The sequence below is a fragment of the Streptomyces sp. JH002 genome (assembly GCF_050916115.1).
Taxonomy (GTDB): Bacteria; Actinomycetota; Actinomycetes; order Streptomycetales; family Streptomycetaceae; genus Streptomyces; species Streptomyces xiamenensis.
Genome location: NZ_CP087989.1, coordinates 2487754 through 2502455, shown reverse-complemented (window position 1 = coordinate 2502455; position 14702 = coordinate 2487754). Strand labels below are relative to the sequence as shown.

Here is a 14702-nt window from a genome sequence, read left to right as displayed (position 1 = left end):
TCAAATGATCACTATGTGGTGGATCATGGTGCGGTGATACGTCGTCTTGAACTGTCCGACGCCGAGTGGGAGTTCGTCCGGCCGCTGCTGCCCGAGTCGTTGCGGGGACGCAAGCGGCTGGACGACCGCAGGGTCATGAACGGGATCGTGTGGAAGTTCCGGACCGGGACGGCTTGGCGGGATGTGCCCGACCGATATGGTCCGTGGGCGACGCTGCACACGCGTTTTCGCAGGCGGGCGGCGGACGGGACGTTCGACCGGATGCTGCGGGCCGCCCAGGCGAGGGCGGACGCGGCGGGAGACATCGAGTGGCTGGTGTCGGTCGACTCCACCGTCGTGCGGGCTCACCAGCATGCGGCCGCGGCTCGAAAAGGGGGCTCCCCGACCCGGCCCTCGGCCGGTCCCGAGGCGGTCTGACCAGCAAAATCCATCTGGTCTGTGACGGGCGGGGCCGTCCGCTCGCTTTCGTCGTGACGGGCGGCAACACCAACGACTGCACCCGGTTCACCGCCGTGATGGAGGCGATCCGGGTGCCTCGGACCGGACCGGGGCGGCCCAGGGTCCGGCCCGATCACGTCCTGGGCGACAAGGGCTACAGCTCGAAGGCGATCCGCACCTGGCTCCGCCGCAAGGGCATCGCACACACGATTCCCGAGCGGGCCGATCAGGTCCGCGACCGAGCCCGACGAGGCAGCCGCGGAGGCCACCCGCCGGTCTTTGACCGCGAGACCTACAAACACCGCAACGTCGTGGAACGGTGCTTCAACCGCCTGAAGCAGTGGCGTGGAATCGCGACCCGGTACGACAAGACCGCCGAGTCCTGCAAAGCGGCCGTCACCCTCGCGTCACTCCTGATGTGGGCGTGACATTTGACGACAGAACCTAGGCCGGGCCGGGGTCTTCGAGCATGTTCACGGCCTGGCGGGCTAGCAGGCGCTCCGCGTCGTCATAGCTCCAGCCGCAGTCGACGACAAGCGATCGCCATGCCGCCAGCCCGAGGCAGAGCCACAGGCGGTCCGCCGTACCGTCCACGTCGAGATGGGGAGCCACCACACCGATGGCGACCAGGTGCTGCGCGACTTCGCGCAGCGCTTGGCGGTACTGCGCGACGACGTACTCCCATACCTGGCGCGCTTTGTCGTCGCTGGCCATGGAGGAGTGGAGCAGGTCTATGGATGCGGCAAAGCGTTCGGTGTTGCTGCGGATTCCGTGCGTAAGGCAGGTGACCGCGGAGGCGAGGTCCTTGCTTCGGAGTACCTCGTCGTGCAGCCCGGTGGTCTTCGAGTCCGCCACGTCCACGGCCAGAAGAGCGTGCAGGAGTTGAGTCTTGGTGCCCACGCTCGCATAGAGCGTCTTGGTCGCGACACCGGCCGAGCGAGCGATGTGCCCCATCGTCACCTGCGCATAGCCATGCGTGGTGAAAAGGTCACGCGCGGTCTCCAGGATGTCCTGTCGGGTCTGAGCCGCGCTCTGCTCGCGCCGTGCTGACCGATACCTCCGAGTCCGTTCGGGCATGTCGGCACCATACCGGACGCCAGAGTGGATAACTTCATTGCATAGTGTGTAACGTGAATTGGAGATCGGGCACACCGAAGCCTCTTCCCCTCGTACTCGCCGGAGCGGTTCAGAGTCTTGGGGCCTGCCCGGAAGGCCGTGCACTCCTACGCGAAGGTTCCGCACACATGACCATGCAAACCGAGTCCGACGCGCAAGCCATCGTGGAAACGCGGCTCGCCCATGAGACACACAGACTGGCTACCGGGCTGCTCGTCGACGCCACCGGCCGATCCACCGTCCCGCGCCAAGCACTCGCGCAGCTACGGGACTTCATCGTGGCGAACCTGCGTCACCACCACGAGACCGAAGACGCATGGCTGTGGCCGCTCATCGTGGCAGCGGCGCCCGACACGAAGGGCGCACTCCACGAACTCAGCGAAGAACACGACCGTCTGGACAGCGCGCTCGATCGCCTCGCCTCCGTCGACCTGACCGGCACGGAAGACCCTGGCGGCGAGAGCATGAGCAGCGACAGCCGGCACGCACTGCGCGAGGCGGCCGTCGCGGTGCGCGACAGCGTGCATGACCACCTGGCCCACGAGGAACCGATGTTGTTCCCCGCTCTGCAGCGCATCACGCCCGCGCAGTGGGAGGAGTTCGCCCAGCGAGTTATCGCCGGCACACCCCCGGTGGCGGGGCATCTGATGATCGGTTTCCTCGATGAAACCGGCACGCCGGCCGAGGTGGAGTCGATGCTCGTGAACGTGCCGTCCCCGGTGAAGTCGGTGCTGCCTGCCCTGCGCAGCCAAGCCGCCGCTGACCTGCGAGTCCTGCGAGGCGACGGCTCGTGACACCCACTCGGCTCCCATGGCCGGACACGGCTCACGAGGCGTTCAAGGGCGACCTGGTCGTCGCTGCCGCCTACCTCACCCCGGCCGGAGGCGCGGTGGTCACCAGCGTCTCACCGGTAGGGCTCGCGGACCGGGCGGCCAACGAGGTCAGCTTCACCACCTCGCTGGGCTTCCCGAAGAAACTGGAACGCATCCTGCGCAACCCACGCGTCTGTCTCGCCTATCACACCCGCGAGTACGGGTTCGCCACCCACAGCCACTACGTCCTCGCCCAGGGCCGAGCAGAGGTGGACCTTCAGCCCTCGGCGCAGCGACTGGCGGGGCTGATGGACGCCTCCGAGCCGTTCCTCGGGCGAACCAGGCGCGGAGGCGTATGGGACTGGCTGCTTCGCGAGTACCACCAAAACCGGGTCTTCGTCGATGTCCACCCGGATCGCATCGCCGTCTGGCCCGATCTCTCGGCGAGTGGACGTGCAACCGTGACGGGTGCCTCCTGGCCGTCGCATCCCACCGAACAGGAACCGCCGAAGAATGGCACGACTCCGCGGACACCCGTCGCCAAGCTTGCCCGGCAGATCGCCGCCCTTCCTCATCGCCTGCTGGCTTACCAGGGTGCTGACGGCCACCCCGTCATCCTCCCGGTGACGGTCACCGGACACGACGAGACCGGTCTGCGCCTCGCCGCATCGTCCGAGATCCTGCCACCGGGCGGACGCCGAGCGGGATTCCTCGCCCACAGTTTCCAACCGCAGTGCGTCGGTGTGAGCATGCGCACCGTCACCGGCTGGTTGACCGTCGAGGACGGACGGGCCCTCTACGCCCCTCACACATCGACGGGCATGACAGCGCCGCCGAACAGGATGGTCACGACCGTGGCCAACGGCCTGCTGGCCAAACAGGGCCTGCGCCGCGCGCAGCGCAACGGCACAACCGCGCGCCTGCACGACCTCGCCGCCCGGGACCGGGTGCAAGGATCCGAGAGGCAATCCGACGACATGTGAAGACGCCCCGGCCCAGAGCACCCGAACCGTGGCGATGAGCGTCCTGTCGCGCACGGGGGGAGTACCGGGCTGGGAGCGTGGGTCAGTAACAGGCAGCTGGCCTGGGTTCTGTCGTCAAATGTCACGCCCACATCAGGAGTGACGCGAGGGTGACGGCCGCTTTGCAGGACTCGGCGGTCTTGTCGTACCGGGTCGCGATTCCACGCCACTGCTTCAGGCGGTTGAAGCACCGTTCCACGACGTTGCGGTGTTTGTAGGTCTCGCGGTCAAAGACCGGCGGGTGGCCTCCGCGGCTGCCTCGTCGGGCTCGGTCGCGGACCTGATCGGCCCGCTCGGGAATCGTGTGTGCGATGCCCTTGCGGCGGAGCCAGGTGCGGATCGCCTTCGAGCTGTAGCCCTTGTCGCCCAGGACGTGATCGGGCCGGACCCTGGGCCGCCCCGGTCCGGTCCGAGGCACCCGGATCGCCTCCATCACGGCGGTGAACCGGGTGCAGTCGTTGGTGTTGCCGCCCGTCACGACGAAAGCGAGCGGACGGCCCCGCCCGTCACAGACCAGATGGATTTTGCTGGTCAGACCGCCAGGCCGTCCCGGTCCGGAACTTCCACACGATCCCGTTCATGACCCTGCGGTCGTCCAGCCGCTTGCGTCCCCGCAACGACTCGGGCAGCAGCGGCCGGACGAACTCCCACTCGGCGTCGAACAGTTCATGACGACGTATCACCGCACCATGATCCACCACATAGTGATCATTTGACGACAGAGCCTAGCCCGGACGCCGTAGCCCGGACGCCGGACGCCGCACCCGGGGCGGCGACGCGTGCGGCGGGATGTGGGACAGTCCCCTCGTCCGCTCGCCGCCGCCGTCGAGTGCCCGCGCCGGACCTCCCCGGCGCGCTCCCCCCTCCGCCCCGCAAGGAGGCCCGCGCCATGACCGCCCCGCACGCCTTCCCCCTGGAACCCACCCCGATCCGGGTGCCCGACCAGGCCCTCGACGACCTGCGCGCCCGCCTCGCCCTGACCCGTCCGCCGCTGGACGAGGCGAACGAGGACTGGTCCTACGGCGTCCCGGCCGGATACCTCCGGGAACTGGTCGCGTACTGGCGGGACGGTTACGACTGGCGTGCGGCCGAGGCCGCCATCAACGCGTACGAGCACTACCAGGTGGACGTCGCCGGTGTCCCGGTGCACTTCCTGCGCCGAGCGGGCCGCGGCCCCCGTCCGGTCCCGCTGATCCTCACGCACGGCTGGCCGTGGACGTTCTGGCACTGGTCGAAGGTGATCGACCCGCTCGCCGACCCCGCCTCCCACGGCGGTGACCCGGCCGACGCCTTCGACGTCATCGTGCCCTCCCTGCCCGGCTTCGGCTTCCCCGGCCCGCTCACCGGCTTCCCGGACGTCAACTTCTGGAAGGTCGCGGACCTCTGGCACACCCTGATGACCGAGACCCTGGGATACCCGCGGTACGCCGCCGGGGGCTGTGACATCGGCGGGCTCGTCTCCAGCCAGCTCGGACACAAGTACGCCGACGCCCTGTACGGCATCCACATCGGCTCCGGACTGCCGCTCGACTTCTTCAACGGCCCCCGCGCCTGGGACTTCGCCCGCAACCGGCCGCTCACCGACGACCAGCCCGCCGAGGTCCGCGCCCGGATCATCGACCAGGACCGCCGCTTCGCGTCCCACCTCACCGTGCACATGCTGGACGGCGCGACCCTGGCCCACGGGCTGAGCGACTCGCCCGCCGGACTGCTCGCCTGGCTGCTGGAACGCTGGAACGCGTGGAGCGACAACGGGGGCGACCTCGCGTCCGTCTTCACCCGGGACGACCTGCTCACCCACGCGACCATCTACTGGGTGAACAACTCCGCCGCCACCTCCCTGCGGTACTACGCGAACGCCAACCGCCACCCGTGGGCCCCCGCCCACGACCGGACGCCCGTTGTGCGGGCCCCGGCCGGGCTCACCTTGGTCACGTACGAGAACCCGCCCGGCATCCACACCGCCGACGAGCGCGTCCGGGCGTTCACGGCCGGCCCGCAGGCCGACTGGTTCCACCCCGTGAACGTCACCGCGCACGAGCACGGAGGCCACTTCATCCCCTGGGAGAACCCCGACGCCTGGGTGGAGGACCTGCGCCGCACCTTCCGGGGCCGCAGGCCCTGAACGAGGCCGCCCGGGGCGCCGACTCAGCGCACCGCCGGGAGCAGGGACGCCGTGATCGCGGTCAGGGCCGCCGCTGTCAGCAGGAGGAAGGCGCGGGTGCGGCGGGCCGTGGCGCGTTCGCCGTCCCGGCGGACCGCGTCGGGGCGGCGGGTGCGTACCGGTACCGCCGCGGCCAGCGTGGCCAGGGGCGGGAACCCGGCGGGCAGCGCCGCCCGCCCCGTCGCCAGCCGCGCCCCGGTCACCGCGACGGTGGCCTCCGTCTCCGCCGCCGCCGCGCTCAGCCCGACGCCCGCGCAGTCGTGCAGCACCACCGTGCCCCGCCGGTGCGGGGGCAGTTCGAGCAGCACCGGCAGCACGGGCCGGGGCCGGCCCCACGGCCGCAGCCGGTGCCACGGGGAGAGCGCGTATCCGTACACCGCGGCCCGCACCCGCCCCACCGGGTCGGCGTCCGTCGCCACCGCGGGCCACTCCTCCCAGCAGCGCTGGAAGCCGCGTTCCACCGCCCGCGCCGCGAACCGCGTGTCGCCGCCGCACAGCAGATACGCCTGCCGGGCCAGCGAGACCGCGTGCCGTTCGTACAGGGCTGCGAACGCCGCCTCCGGTGAGCCCGACGGGTTCAGCCCTCGAACGAGCGTGCGTCTTCGGCCCGGTGCGCTGGTCAGAGTCTCCACTGGCTGCCGTTCCTTCCCTGTCCGGACCGTGGCGATACCTCAGCCTGCCGGGCGTTATTGGCAGCATGGCCGCGTGCGCCTCCTTATCCAGCGATTTGCCCCGGACGGCCGAGTCGCCCGCACCCGATGGTTCGGAGAGGGCCTGGTGGCGGCGGGACTCGGGTTCGGCGTGCTGGCCGTGATCGGCCTCGTGCTGTGGACCACGTCGCCCTTCCCCGACAGCGGCGCGGGCGGCGCGCTGCGCGTCGTCGCCGGACTGTGGCTGCTGGCGCACGGCACGGAACTCGTGCGCGCCGAGACGCTCAGCGGCGTACCCGCGCCCATCGGGCTGACCCCGCTGCTGCTGACCGCGCTCCCGTGCTGGCTGCTGCACCGGGCGGTGCGGGTGGCGCTGATCGGCGAGCGGAATCCGGCGGTGGGGCCGCGCGCCGCCGCCTGGGTCAGCGCCGGCTATCTGCTGCCCGCGGTGCCGGCCGTGCTGTACACGCTGGGCGGCCCGATCAGCGCGCGTCCGCTGAGCGCGCTGACGGTGATGCCGCTGCTGACGGTGGTGGTGACCGGGGCGTCGGCGGTGGCGGTGCTGGGCTGGCCGGCACCGTGGCCCGACCCCTACCGGCTGGTGGCGGCCGGCCGGGCGGCGCTGGCGGGTACGGCGGCGGTGTGCGGGGCGGGCGCGCTGCTGGCGGCCGGCGCGCTGGTGCTGCACGCGGACACGGCGCAGCGGACGTTCGGACAGCTCTCCGGGCCCTGGTCGGGGCGGTTCGCGGTGCTGCTGCTCGGCCTGGCGCTGGCCCCGAACGCCGCGGTGTGGGCGGCGGCGTACGGGCTCGGCCCCGGGTTCACGCTGGGCGCGGGGAGCGTGATCGCCCCGCTGGGCCTGGCCGGGACGGGCACGGGGGGCGCCGAACCGCGGCTGCCGGCCTTCCCGCTGCTGGCGATGGCCCCGGGCGGGGTGGGCGACGGCTGGGCGGTGTGGGCGACGGCGGCCGTCGTGCCGGTGGTGGGGGTGGGGGTGCTCGCGTGGTTCACGGCCAGGGGCGCCGTACGGTCCGGCTCGGGGTGTGCGGCCACGGCGCTCACCGCGCTGCTGGCGGCGCTGGGGTGCGGGCTGACGCTGGGCGGTCTCGCGGCGCTGGCGGGTGGCCCGCTGGGCACCCTGGCGCTGGCCGAGTTCGGCCCCGATCCGGTGCTGACCGGAGCGGCGGCGGCCGGGTGGGGTGCGCTGGCGGGGGTGCCGCTGGCGCTGTTGCTGCGGGTGTGGCAGCTGCGGACGGTGAGCCCGTGGGAGGCGGTCGCGGGGAGGCTGCGGCGGCGGCGCGCGGAGCCGCTGGTGGAGGAGGGGGCGCGCAGCGCGGGAGCGGCGGAACGGGACGGTGCCCCGGAGGGCCCGGCCCACAAGGGGCGGCGGCCGGAGCGGCGCGGGCGCGGGTGGTGGCGCCGGCGCGCGGGCGAGGAGCACCCGCTGCACACGACGATCAGCCGCCTCCGCCGGCGCCTGCGGTCGGGCCCGGAGCCGGTGGACACGCCACCGCCCGTCGGCGTGCCCCGCACCCCGGACATGCCCTTCGACCAGGAGACGGACCTCTCCCCCCTGCGGGACACGGCCAGGGAGCGCTGAGCGGCGCGTGTCAGGATGCCGTCATGGATACCAGTTCGCACACGCGTGCCGTGGTGGAAGAGCTGCTCAAGCGCATCGGCGCCGGCGACCCCGAGCGGATCGCGGAGCTGTACGCACCGGAGATCGACTGGAAGCTTGACTGGCCGGAAGCCGAACACGGCCGCGCGCAGACCCCGTGGATCCGGCACCGCCGCACCCGCGCCGACATAGCCGCCCACTACCGGGAGGTGGCCGAGCACCACGTTCCGGAGGAGGCGGGCACGGTCATCGACCGCATCCTGGTCGACGGTACGGACGCGGTGGTCACCGGAGAGATCCGGCAGACCGCCCGCTCCACCGGCCGCGCCTACAGGGCGGCGTTCGCCCTGTATCTGACGGTCGAGCACACCCGGGTCACCCGCCACCACGTCTACGAGGACAGCCTGGCCGTGGCCCAGGCGTTCGCCCCCGGCGACTGACCTGCGGCAAGGTACGGCACCGGCCCGGATGTTCCGGCCGGTGCCGCGCCGCCGTCGTCAGTCCCGCTCGCCCAGGATCGGGCGCAGCTGCTTGGGCAGCAGGTCCTCGCACGCCTCGCGGGTCGGGGTGGTCAGCGCGTCCTGGACGCAATCGAAGTAGTCCTTGTACACGAGCTGCACGGTGTAGGTGGTGAAGACGATCACCAGCGCCATCCCGGCCAGCACCAGCCCGCCGATCGCCATCGCGACCGGGGAACGCGGGGCGGCGGCCCCGGCGCGCGGCGCGGTCGTGGGGCGGGGCGGGACCGGGGCCTCGCCCTCCACCTCGGCGACGGTCGCGCGGTGGTGCTCGGGGGCGGGCTGCTCCTCCGGCTCGCCCTTCTCGCCGCCCTCCCCGGGCTTCCGCTCGTCCTTGGGGCCGCCGCGCAGCGCGCTGATGCCCCAGTACAGGGCCAGCGCGCCCAGCAGCAGGCCCAGCCACTCCCAGCCGAACACACCGGCGAAGATGCCCCACAGGCCGGCCAGCACCGCGTACCGCGCGTGCCGCTGCGCCGGGTCGGTCGGGTCCCAGCGCGGTCCGAAGGGGCCGCCGCCGCCCGGGCCGCCGTCGCGGCCGTTGCCGCCGGGCTGCCGGGGTTCGCCGAAGGCGCCGTTGCCGCGGCCCGGCTGGCGCCGGCTCCACTGGCTGCCCCAGCGCGAACGCTGGTTGTCGTCGCCGTTCTCGGAGTCCTTGCGATCCTCGCCGTTCCCGCTGCCGTTCCCGTTGCCGCGCCCGCTGTCGCCGTTGTCGTTCCGGCGGGACCGCCACGGCCGGTCGGGCTGGTTCTCGGGAGGCGCTGCGAAGGGGTTGTGCTCCTCGCCGGGCAGGTCCTGTCGCCCCGAGGCTCGCCGTCGATCGGTCATGTTGGTCGGCTGTCCCCTTCGTCCACGGTTCCGCTGGCAATGACCGTACCCGGCAGTGGCCGAACCCGTCGCACGGGGGAGGCCCGGTATGCCGGTATGGTGACCGGTGGCCGACGGCCTGTCGTGCTTCGCCCACCGCTGAAGGAAGATTCTCGCCGTGGCCCCAGCTCCGCAGCCCAAGGATCCCGCACGCCTTGTCGTCCTGGTTTCCGGCTCCGGTACCAATCTTCAGGCTCTGCTGGACGCCCAGTCGGCGCTCGGGCCCCGCTGGTACGGAGCGCAGGTGGTGGCGGTCGGCGCCGACCGCGAGGGCATCGAGGGGCTGCGGCGTGCCGAGCGCTCGGGGGTGCCGGCGTTCGTACGCCGGGTGCGCGACTACCCGACCCGCGCCGACTGGGACCGTGCCCTCACCGACGAGGTCGCCGCGTACGAGCCCGATCTCGTCGTCTCGGCCGGTTTCATGAAGATCGTGGGGCCCGCCTTCCTCGCCCGGTTCGGCGGGCGATTCATCAATACCCATCCCGCGCTGCTGCCGAGCTTCCCCGGCGCCCACGGCGTACGGGACGCGCTCGCCCACGGCGTCAAGGTGACCGGCTGCACGGTGCACTTCGTCGACGCCGGGGTCGACACCGGCCCGATCATCGCCCAGGGCGCCGTGGACATCCGCGAGGAGGACGACGAGTCCTCGCTCCACGAGCGGATCAAGGAAGTCGAACGCTCTCTGCTCGTCGACGCCGTGGGCCGTCTCGCCCGCGAGGGATACCGCATCGAGGGACGAAAGGTTTCCATCCCGTGACCTCCGAAGAAGGTACGAAGCGCCCGGTCCGCCGGGCCCTGGTCAGCGTGTACGACAAGACCGGTCTGGAGGAGCTGGCCCGCGGTCTGCACGCCGCCGGGGTGGCGATCGTCTCCACCGGCTCCACCGCCAAGACGATCGCCGCCGCCGGGGTGCCGGTGACCCCGGTCGAGGAGGTCACCAACTTCCCCGAGATGCTCGACGGCCGGGTCAAGACCCTGCACCCGCGCGTGCACGCCGGTATCCTCGCCGACCTGCGCCGCGCCGAGCACCGGCAGCAGCTGTCGGAGCTTCAGATCGAGTCGTTCGATCTGGTCATCGTGAACCTCTACCCGTTCCAGGAGACCGTCGCCTCCGGCGCCTCCTTCGACGAGTGCGTCGAACTCATCGACATCGGCGGCCCCTCCATGGTGCGCGGCGCCGCCAAGAACCACCCCTCGGTGGCCGTGATCGTCAACCCGGAGCGATACGCGGACGCGCTGTCCGCCGTCGCCGAGGGCGGCTTCACGCTGCCGCAGCGGCGCGCCCTGGCTGCGGAGGCGTTCGCGCACACCGCCGAGTACGACGCGGCGGTGGCCGGCTGGTTCGCCGCGCAGGGCGCGTCGGCGTACGAGGGCGCCGAGTCCGGGGAGTTCCCCTCCGCCGCCCGGCTGACCTTCACCCGGCAGGGCGTGCTGCGGTACGGCGAGAACCCGCACCAGCGGGCCGCGCTGTACGCGGACGGCTCGGGCACCGGTCTGCCGGCCGCCGAGCAGCTGCACGGCAAGGAGATGAGCTACAACAACTACATCGACGCCGAGGCCGCCCGCCGCGCCGCCTACGACCACGAGGCGCCGGCCGTGGCGATCATCAAGCACAGCAACCCGTGCGGGATCGCGATCGGCGCCGATGTCGCCGAGGCGCACCGCAAGGCGCACGCCTGCGACCCGCTGTCGGCGTACGGCGGCGTGATCGCCGTCAACCGCCCCGTGTCGGTGGCGCTGGCCGAGCAGGTCGCGGAGATCTTCACCGAGGTCATCGTGGCCCCGGCGTACGAGGACGGCGCCGTCGACGTCCTGGCCCGCAAGAAGAACATCCGGGTGCTGCGCGCCCCGGGCGCCCCGGCCGCGACCGGCGAGTACCGGCCGCTGGAGGGCGGCACGCTGCTCCAGGTCGCCGACCGGCTCCAGGCGGACGGGGACGACCCGGCGCACTGGACGCTGGTGGCGGGCGACGCGCTGGGCGAGGCGGAGCTGGCGGAGCTGGCGTTCGCGTGGCGGGCGTCGCGCGCGGTGAAGTCGAACGCGATCCTGCTGGCCAAGGACGGTGCCACGGTGGGCGTGGGCATGGGCCAGGTCAACCGGGTGGACTCGGCGCGGCTCGCGGTGCAGCGGGCGGGCGAGGACCGGGCGGCCGGGGCGTACGCGGCCTCGGACGCGTTCTTCCCCTTCGCCGACGGTCTGGAGGTGCTCACGGCGGCGGGGATCCGCGCCGTGGTGCAGCCGGGCGGCTCGAAGCGGGACGGGGAGGTCATGGAGGCGGCCAAGGCGGCCGGGGTGTCCATGTACTTCACCGGGACCCGGCACTTCTTCCACTGATCCCGCGACGGGCGCCCCGCGGCGTCCGATCGGTGCCGGATGACGGATGACGGCGTACGGCCGCACCCCCGTGCTGTGGGGGGTGCGGCCGTACGCCGTTGCCGGGTCAGTCCGTCACGGCTGGGGGCGGTGCAGCAGCTCGACGAGGATGTCGTGCAGGACGCCGGCGTCGCGCGCGTCGTACAGCTGGTAGGGCGCGCCCTCCAGCGTGTACCACTCGTCGGCGCCCGCGTAGCGGACGCGCAGGGTGAGGACACCGTCCTCGTCGGCTCTGGTGTGCAGTTCCAATTCGCCGGTGATGGCACCGACTTCCTTGGTCATGACGCCACCGCGCGGCGGCTTGAAGGTCGTGAACCGCTCGCTGTGCTCGCTCTGTGCGTTCTGTGCCTCACTCATACCGGACATCTGACCATGGTCAGCAGGTGTTGAGCATGCTTGTCAGGGCGGTCTTCTCGGCCGAATCCACGCTCAGGTTCCAGCGGTACTTGGCGCGTATCCACATCCGCGCGTAGGTGCACTGGTACGAGGAGACCGGCTTCCAGTCCGCCGGGTCCTGGTCGCCCTTGGAGCGGTTGGAGCTGGCGCTGGAGGCGATCAGCTGCGGGTTGGACAGGTCGTTTGCGAAGGAGCGCCGGGTGTCGGTGGTCCAGGAGTTGGCGCCGGAGCGCCAGGCCTCGGCGAGCGGCACGATGTGGTCGATGTCCACGCCGGAGGCGCTGGTGACGGTGACGCCGTCGTACGGGCTGTACCAGCTGCCCGAGGTGGGCTGGCAGTTGCTGTCGACCACCACGTTGGAGCCGTCCCGCTTGAGGACGGTCTGCCGGGTGGTGCACCCGCCCGAGGAGGTCCAGTGCGGGAAGAGGTCGCGCGAGTAGCCGGTCATCGAGCCCTCGGCCGCGACGCGCAGGGCGTTCAGCTCGGTGCGGGCGGTGGCGGCGGAGGGGATGTTGGGCGGTGCGGCGGTGGCCGGCTGGCCGAGGAGGACGAACAGCAGCGCGGTGCTCAGAGCGGTGGTGAGCACGGCGACGCCGCGTCGTGCGCGCGTCAGCATCAGGATGCCTCCCATAGGGGGGTGTGGGGGTTCCTGACAGATTGTTGAGTGCGTAGATGACGTGCTCATGACGATTTCTACGCGAGTTGATAACGCACCGCCCAACAGCCGTGCGCGGCGGGCCCGTTGACTCCACCCGGAGCCGGTCGGCCCCGGAACCGGTCAGTCCTGGGGCTTGGCGAACCAGTCGCGGCTGTCCCGCATGGCCAGCAGGGCCACCAGGACGACCGAGGCCGCCAGCACCAGCAGGCCCAGCGTCCCGGTGCCGAAGCCCAGCAGCACCCCGGCCACGCCCCACGCCATGGCGCCGATCCGCACCCGCGCCCCGCCCCGGGCGAAACGGGTGGCCAGCGCGATGCCGACCGCCCCGAACGCCAGGAAGATCACCCCGAGGGTGATCACCGGCCCGGCCGTCAGGTCCAGCTCGCGCAGGGTCTTCTCGTCGCCGAATCCGGCCCGCAACGAGATCAGGGCCATCAGCAGGGTCACCCCGGCCACCGTGTACGAGAGGGCGCGGGCGGTACGGATACGGCCGGGAAGCCGCGGGGGCGGCGGAGTGCTCATGCGGTCAACGGCCCTCTCGGATCTTCTTTTTGTACACAATGCTGCCCGTTATTTGATCGTGCGCGCCCGCCCCTGTCCAGGGTTTCCCGGCGGGCGATTGGAGGCCAGGCCCCCGCATCCGCGAGGATGGGGGCATGAGCGCCCAGATTCTCGATGGCAAGGCCACCGCCGCCGCGATCAAGTCCGACCTGACCACCCGGGTCCAGGCCCTCCGCGAGCGCGGCATCACGCCGGGCCTGGGCACCGTACTGGTCGGGGAGGACCCCGGCAGCCAGAAGTACGTGGCCGGCAAGCACCGCGACTGCGCCGCCGTGGGCATCGCCTCCATCCAGCGCGAGCTGCCCGCGACCGCCACCCAGGAGGAGATCGAGGCGGTCGTCCGCGAGCTGAACGAGGACCCCGGCTGCACCGGCTACATCGTCCAGCTGCCGCTGCCGCGCGGCATCGACGTCAACCGCGTCCTCGCCCTCATGGACCCCGCTAAAGATGCCGACGGCCTGCACCCGGTGAACCTCGGCCGGCTCGTCCTCAACGAGACCGCCCCGCTGCCCTGCACCCCCAACGGCATCATCGAGCTGCTGCGCCGGCACGGCGTGGAGATCGCCGGAGCCCAGGTCGCCGTCGTCGGCCGCGGCATCACCGTGGGCCGCTCGCTGCCGCTGCTGCTCACCCGCCGCAGCGAGAACGCCACCGTGACCCAGTGCCACACCGGCACCCGCGACCTGTCGGCGCAGCTGCGCGCCGCCGACATCATCGTGGCGGCCGCCGGGGTGCCGCACCTGGTCAAGCCGGAGGACGTGAAGCCGGGCGCCGCCGTCCTCGACGTGGGCGTCAGCCGGGACGAGAGCGGCAAGATCGTCGGCGACGTCCACCCGGGCGTCGCGGAGGTGGCCGGCTGGCTCTCCCCGAACCCCGGCGGCGTCGGCCCGATGACCCGGGCGATGCTCCTGCGCAACGTGGTCGAGGCCGCCGAGCGGCAGGTGGCCACCGCATGACCCCACGGCTCTCGCTGCCCCGTCCGGTCCGGGAGTGGATCGGCCGGGTGCGCAAGGTGGCCACCGTGGGCGGCGGCGGCAGCCCGTCCGACAAGTACAGCACCCGGGACACCGCGCGGCCCGAGGGCGGGCGGCGCACGGCGCCCGGCAGCGCGCCCGCGGCGATACGGCAGTGGCCGCTGGTGGGGGTGCTGGGCGGCACCCTGCTCGGGCTGCTCGTCACGCTCGGGAACTTCCGGATCGGGCTGCTGATCGTCGGCGGCGCCCTGGTGGCGGCCGCCGCGCTGCGCGCCTGGCTGCCGGAGGTGGGGATGCTGGCGGTGCGCTCACGGGCCACGGACATCGTCACCTACGGGCTGCTGGGGCTGACGATCGTGCTGCTGACGCTGATGGCCCAGCCGAAGCCGTGGCTGGAGGTCCCGTTCTTCAACGACGTGCTGAGGTTCTCGGCGGGATAACGGCTGTACCGGGACGGTCACGGGCCCGTCCCGGAGCTGTGCCGCGCCGTGTGCGGGGGCCACGGCCGGGCAGAACGCCCGCAGGGAGAGGGGGCGGG

At 72.2% G+C, this 14702-nt stretch carries 16 protein-coding genes and 2 pseudogenes; 10 read left to right on the top strand and 8 right to left on the bottom strand.

What is annotated here, in order from left to right; all coding sequences use genetic code 11:
• The first annotated feature begins 36 nt into the window (after nt 1–36).
• Nucleotides 37–866, top strand: a pseudogene (locus H7827_RS11130) (IS5 family transposase).
• 16 nt (nt 867–882) lie between these two features.
• Here H7827_RS11130 and H7827_RS11125 read toward each other — a convergent pair.
• Nucleotides 883–1515, bottom strand: coding sequence for a TetR/AcrR family transcriptional regulator (locus H7827_RS11125; RefSeq protein ID WP_386540644.1), 633 nt, complete (start codon nt 1513–1515; stop codon nt 883–885).
• A gap of 167 nt (nt 1516–1682) precedes the next feature.
• Between H7827_RS11125 and H7827_RS11120 the strand changes: the two genes are divergently transcribed.
• Together H7827_RS11120 and H7827_RS11115 are read left to right on the top strand one after the other, a co-directional pair.
• The gene (locus H7827_RS11120) at nt 1683–2348 is read left to right on the top strand and encodes a hemerythrin domain-containing protein (protein ID WP_432744592.1); all 666 of its coding nucleotides are present in this window, start codon (nt 1683–1685) and stop codon (nt 2346–2348) included.
• A 95-nt stretch (nt 2349–2443) separates the two neighbouring features.
• Nucleotides 2444–3349, top strand: a complete 906-nt coding sequence (locus tag H7827_RS11115) for a hypothetical protein (protein WP_386540648.1) — start codon at nt 2444–2446, stop codon at nt 3347–3349.
• 121 nt (nt 3350–3470) lie between these two features.
• Here the strand turns inward: H7827_RS11115 and H7827_RS11110 are convergent.
• Nucleotides 3471–3929: pseudogene (locus H7827_RS11110) on the bottom strand (IS5 family transposase); the annotation flags it as partial.
• Entirely contained in the window at nt 3895–4071 is a 177-nt protein-coding gene (locus H7827_RS11105) for a transposase (protein ID WP_432744589.1), read from the bottom strand. The pseudogene H7827_RS11110 and the gene H7827_RS11105, both read right to left, overlap by 35 nt.
• 206 nt (nt 4072–4277) lie before the next feature.
• On the opposite strand from H7827_RS11105, the gene H7827_RS11100 reads away from it, so the two are divergent.
• Nucleotides 4278–5513, top strand: a complete 1236-nt coding sequence (locus H7827_RS11100; RefSeq protein ID WP_432744587.1) for an epoxide hydrolase family protein — start codon at nt 4278–4280, stop codon at nt 5511–5513.
• 23 nt (nt 5514–5536) lie between these two features.
• Here the strand turns inward: H7827_RS11100 and H7827_RS11095 are convergent, their stop codons facing one another.
• Complete coding sequence (locus H7827_RS11095; protein WP_432744585.1) at nt 5537–6184, bottom strand: hypothetical protein; 648 nt, start codon at nt 6182–6184, stop codon at nt 5537–5539.
• Nucleotides 6185–6257: 73 nt separating this feature from the next.
• Between H7827_RS11095 and H7827_RS11090 the strand changes: the two genes are divergently transcribed.
• Together H7827_RS11090 and H7827_RS11085 are read left to right on the top strand one after the other, a co-directional pair.
• A complete protein-coding gene (locus tag H7827_RS11090) occupies nt 6258–7802 on the top strand; it encodes a cell division protein PerM (protein ID WP_432744583.1) in 1545 nt (514 codons plus the stop codon).
• Between the two features lie 23 nt (nt 7803–7825).
• A complete protein-coding gene (locus H7827_RS11085; protein ID WP_432744581.1) occupies nt 7826–8260 on the top strand; it encodes a nuclear transport factor 2 family protein in 435 nt (144 codons plus the stop codon).
• Nucleotides 8261–8317: 57 nt separating this feature from the next.
• Here H7827_RS11085 and H7827_RS11080 read toward each other — a convergent pair whose 3' ends face one another.
• Nucleotides 8318–9163: a hypothetical protein gene (locus tag H7827_RS11080; RefSeq protein WP_432744579.1), complete on the bottom strand. Its 846-nt coding sequence runs from the start codon at nt 9161–9163 to the stop codon at nt 8318–8320.
• A 148-nt stretch (nt 9164–9311) separates the two neighbouring features.
• Between H7827_RS11080 and purN the strand changes: the two genes are divergently transcribed.
• The gene (gene purN, locus H7827_RS11075) at nt 9312–9959 is read left to right on the top strand and encodes a phosphoribosylglycinamide formyltransferase (RefSeq protein ID WP_432747973.1); all 648 of its coding nucleotides are present in this window, start codon (nt 9312–9314) and stop codon (nt 9957–9959) included.
• Nucleotides 9956–11536: a bifunctional phosphoribosylaminoimidazolecarboxamide formyltransferase/IMP cyclohydrolase gene (purH, locus tag H7827_RS11070; RefSeq protein ID WP_386540632.1), complete on the top strand. Its 1581-nt coding sequence runs from the start codon at nt 9956–9958 to the stop codon at nt 11534–11536. The genes purN and purH overlap by 4 nt, the downstream gene beginning before the upstream one ends.
• Before the next feature lie 114 nt (nt 11537–11650).
• Here the strand turns inward: purH and H7827_RS11065 are convergent, their stop codons facing one another.
• The 3 genes from H7827_RS11065 to H7827_RS11055 form a co-directional block, all read right to left on the bottom strand.
• Nucleotides 11651–11932, bottom strand: a complete 282-nt coding sequence (locus H7827_RS11065) for a hypothetical protein (RefSeq protein WP_030728955.1) — start codon at nt 11930–11932, stop codon at nt 11651–11653.
• 19 nt (nt 11933–11951) lie between these two features.
• Nucleotides 11952–12587, bottom strand: a complete 636-nt coding sequence (locus tag H7827_RS11060) for an HNH endonuclease family protein (RefSeq protein ID WP_386540630.1) — start codon at nt 12585–12587, stop codon at nt 11952–11954.
• Between the two features lie 162 nt (nt 12588–12749).
• Nucleotides 12750–13151 (bottom strand): hypothetical protein, encoded by a 402-nt coding sequence (locus H7827_RS11055; protein WP_386540628.1) that lies wholly within the window; start codon nt 13149–13151, stop codon nt 12750–12752.
• A 134-nt stretch (nt 13152–13285) separates the two neighbouring features.
• Here H7827_RS11055 and H7827_RS11050 point away from each other — a divergent pair, with 134 nt between their 5' ends.
• A complete protein-coding gene (locus tag H7827_RS11050) occupies nt 13286–14146 on the top strand; it encodes a bifunctional methylenetetrahydrofolate dehydrogenase/methenyltetrahydrofolate cyclohydrolase (protein ID WP_386540627.1) in 861 nt (286 codons plus the stop codon).
• Nucleotides 14143–14604, top strand: a complete 462-nt coding sequence (locus tag H7827_RS11045) for a DUF3017 domain-containing protein (RefSeq protein ID WP_386540625.1) — start codon at nt 14143–14145, stop codon at nt 14602–14604. Before H7827_RS11050 ends, H7827_RS11045 begins: the two co-directional genes overlap by 4 nt.
• Nucleotides 14605–14702 lie beyond the last annotated feature (98 nt).